This is a genomic window from Oliverpabstia sp. (assembly GCF_022785585.1).
In the GTDB taxonomy this organism is placed as follows: Bacteria; Bacillota; Clostridia; order Lachnospirales; family Lachnospiraceae; genus Oliverpabstia; species Oliverpabstia intestinalis.
The window spans coordinates 1-3676 of sequence record NZ_JALFPR010000162.1; the positions used below are offsets into that span (position 1 = coordinate 1).

A 3676-nucleotide genomic window follows, 5' to 3' on the forward strand; every position below is an offset into this window, starting at 1 on the left:
CATGAAATCTTGATCTGTTCTCTAAACCAAGCCGTTCACTGTAATCCTTCTGCTCATGTATTTTTTCAATGAGCAGACAAGTTTTGATTCTCTGTTCAACTGTCATCTGCCTCCTCCTCTCCGGATATATCTTCGCTGTGATTCATTGTTCTGCAACGAAAATGTTTTTTGACATCCTTTTTCTTCTTAATTATAATGAGAGTAGGAATCAGAATAAATCGTTCATTTACAGAAATAGTATGATCTATTTCGCTTTTCCTACACTATAACGATCAATGATGTCATTTATCTCCATAAATAGTTACTTTTCGTAACTGTTCAGTTCCTTCACAGTGGACAGTGGCTACTGAATAGTTACGATTTCTCATAATATTTAGATTGTACTTTCCTTGTCAAATCCCGGTATCTGTGTATAATAAACCTCAGAATATAATCATTCGGCATATTCGCAGTTACGAGAGTAGAAAACCTCGCAGAACTCTATCTACTAAATGGTTATAAAAAGACACATAAAGGAGAGACTCTAATGGAAAATATTAAAATCGGATATATCGGCCTTGGATGCCGTGGAAAAGATCTGTTGGAAAATATCGTTCTGGCTCAGAAAGAACAGGTTGTCGCTGTCTGCGATGTTTATGAAGATCGCGCCCGGGAAGGAGCGAAAGTAGTGGAAGCTGCCGGACAGCCGACACCTTTTGTATCTACCGATTATAAAGATATTATCGCAAATGAAGAGGTAAATACGATCATCATCGCAACCGCCTGGGAATCTCATGTAGAGATCGCCCTTGCTGCCATGTATGCCGGAAAAGCCGTAGCCATGGAAGTCGGTGGCGCTTACTCTCTGGAAGACTGCTACAAACTGGTCGATGCTTATGAAAAAACTAAAACACCGTTCATGTTCCTGGAAAACTGCTGCTTCGGCCGCCGCGAACTGATGGTATTAAATATGGTAGAACAGGGTGTTCTCGGCGAGGTAGTTCACTGCGCCGGTGGATATCAGCATGATCTGAGAGACGAAATCGCATTCGGAAAAGAGAACAGACATTACCGCCTTAGAAATTATCTGTCCAGAAACTGCGAAAACTATCCGACTCACGATCTGGGACCGATCGCCAGGATCCTGAATATCAACCACGGAAACCGGATGCTCACCCTTTCTTCCTTCGCCTCCAAGTCCGCAGGACTCCATGAGTTCATCATGCAGAATAAGAGCGATGACGAAAGACTGAAACAGGCACATTTTGCCCAGGGTGATATCATCACCACAATGATCCGCTGTGCCAACGGAGAAACCATCCAGCTGACCCTCGACACCACCCTGCCGAGATACTACAGCCGTAACTTCACTGTCCGCGGAACCAAAGGCATGTACGAAGAAGCCACCGATTCTGTCTTCATCGACCGCAAAGAAGACCGCGATCACGATTTTGACTGGAGAAAAGAGTGCAGCGGAAACGCTGATACCTACGCCGAAACCTACGATCATCCGATCTGGAAAAAATTCCTCGAAGAAGGCGTCCAGGGCAGCCACGGCGGCATGGACTGGCTGGAATTCGAACAGTTCTTCCAGTGCCTGCGCGAAGACAGCCCGATGCCGGTAGATGTCTACGATGCAGCTTCCTGGATGGCGATCACAGCCCTGTCCGAGATGTCTGTAGCCAGAGGCGGTGCTGTCGTTGATATTCCGGATTTTACCAACGGAAAATGGGCGATGGGTCTGGACGCAGCCGGTGAACGGTAATCTATATAAACACAGCTTTTGCCGTGTAACTGCAAGCATAAAAAAGCAGTGCCAGTTGGCTTTATGTAAACCAACTGGCACTATTTTTTTATACCAACGTTCTATTTGCTCTCTTATTTTCGGATTGCCGAAACAAATCTTGATGTGATCTCCGCAGGTCTTGTGATTGCCCCTCCGACTACCAGGGCGAATGCTCCCGCTTCCAGAGCCTTTTTTGCCTGTTCCGGATAATGAATATGTCCCTCTGCGATGATCTTTGCCGGACATTTCTCAGAAAGTTCATGGATAAACGCATAATCAATATCATCACATCCCTTTGTCTCCGGTGTATAGCCACGCATCGTAGTCCCCACAAAATCGGCTCCTGCCTGTGCACATGTGATCCCTTCTTCTATCGTTGCGCAATCTGCCATCACCAGCTGCTGCGGGTACTTTTCTTTGACCGCGCGGATGAATTCCGGTGCACTGCTTCCGTCCGGGCGTCTGGAACCGGTTCCCTGCACTGCTACAATCTCCACACCACATGCGACTAAGGCATCCACCTCTTTCATCGTCACCGTAATATACATTGGTGTTCCTTCATAGTCTTTTTTAATAATTCCGATCACCGGAAGATCTACTACTTCTTTAATTTGTGTAATATCCCGTACAGTATTGGCACGGATTCCGACTGCTCCCGACTGCGCTGCTGCTTTCGCCATCAGTGGCATGATTCCTCCTTCTTTTGTATACAATGGCTCATGCTCCAAAGCCTGACAGGAGACAATAAGCCCTCCCCTGATCTGTTCAAATATTTTCTGCTTCTCCATCCTTTAACTCCACCTTTCCTCTCTTGCCCAAACACAAAATTGTCTGCAAAACTGCATTGTGAAAATTTCTTTTCTTTTTAATATTCTCTGCTATTCATTATCGCATGATATCACACGCTCTAGTTAATCATCATACTCTTCTTCCCAGTAATCATAGGCATCGTCATATCCGTCATCATAATCATCGTCTCCAAATTCTTCTGCCCACTCTTCCGCAAAATCATCGGGATCATCGTAATCATCCACATCGTAGGGATCTGTTTTTTTCAGGGAACCTGAGCCACCGGAATGTCCCGAGAAACTGTCGGAACCGGATCCTCCGGCATCTCCGTAGAAACTGCCCGAACCGGATCCTCCGGCATCTCCGGAAGCACTTCCGGAATTACCGCTTCCGGATCCATTTTTCTCTTCCTCCGGATAGATTTTTCCCCGGTTCGTATAAAGTTCATACCCGTCTTCTCCCCGCTCGATCCTGTAATACACTCCGTATTCCCGGGAGATTGTCAGTTCGCCCTCCGGGTCTCTTTCATTGATCTTTACAGCATATTTTCTGTCTCCGACAAATATTTTATAGAAGCCATCTCTTTCCACCGGTCGCTGGTCTTTTACTTTGCACTCCTCTTTCAGCAGTTCCACAAAAGGATCATGATTTCCATCTTTTGTAGCCTCTTCGAATATAGAATCTATGGAGTCACAGTAATAACTCAGTTCATAATAAAAATACTGATAGTCGGAATCATCATCCAAGAAATTATAAGTATCGGAGTACGTTCTCTGATTGTATTGTTCATAACATACTCTGAGATCCTCGATTCCGGCGGCCCGCATCTTTTTTTGCAGGCTGATCCGGTAATTTTCCATATATTCCTTTGCCTGCTCATATGCTTTCTCATCTGCTGCTTTTTCATCCAGTTCCTTCTGTTCTTTTGCTTCTTCCTGTTCTCTTCTGCTCGTATTATCCCACTGGATACCTTTGTAAAATCCAAAGATAAACAGGAAAATGAGGCAGATGCATCCTATGTTTACTGCTGTTCTTCTTTTGTCCATATTCTGACTGTCACAACCCTTCTCTGTAGATCCGGTTGATTGTTGCCTGTGCATGTTCCAGTTCTTTTTTCTGAAT

The 3676-nt window shown here is 45.1% G+C and carries 3 protein-coding genes; 1 reads left to right on the forward strand and 2 read right to left on the reverse strand.

All coding sequences use genetic code 11. The features are described 5' to 3' along the window. Positions 1-526: 526 nt before the first annotated feature. Positions 527-1744, forward strand: a complete 1218-nt coding sequence (locus MSA64_RS11340; protein ID WP_287891659.1) for a Gfo/Idh/MocA family protein — start codon at positions 527-529, stop codon at positions 1742-1744. 113 nt (positions 1745-1857) lie between these two features. On the opposite strand, the gene MSA64_RS11345 is transcribed toward MSA64_RS11340, so the two are convergent. Together MSA64_RS11345 and MSA64_RS11350 are read right to left on the reverse strand one after the other, a co-directional pair. Next, a complete protein-coding gene (locus MSA64_RS11345; RefSeq protein ID WP_154431549.1) occupies positions 1858-2553 on the reverse strand; it encodes an N-acetylmannosamine-6-phosphate 2-epimerase in 696 nt (231 codons plus the stop codon). A gap of 123 nt (positions 2554-2676) precedes the next feature. Continuing rightward, positions 2677-3676, reverse strand: a 1000-nt coding sequence (locus tag MSA64_RS11350; RefSeq protein WP_287891660.1) for a hypothetical protein, incomplete at its 5' end; no start/stop codon positions are given.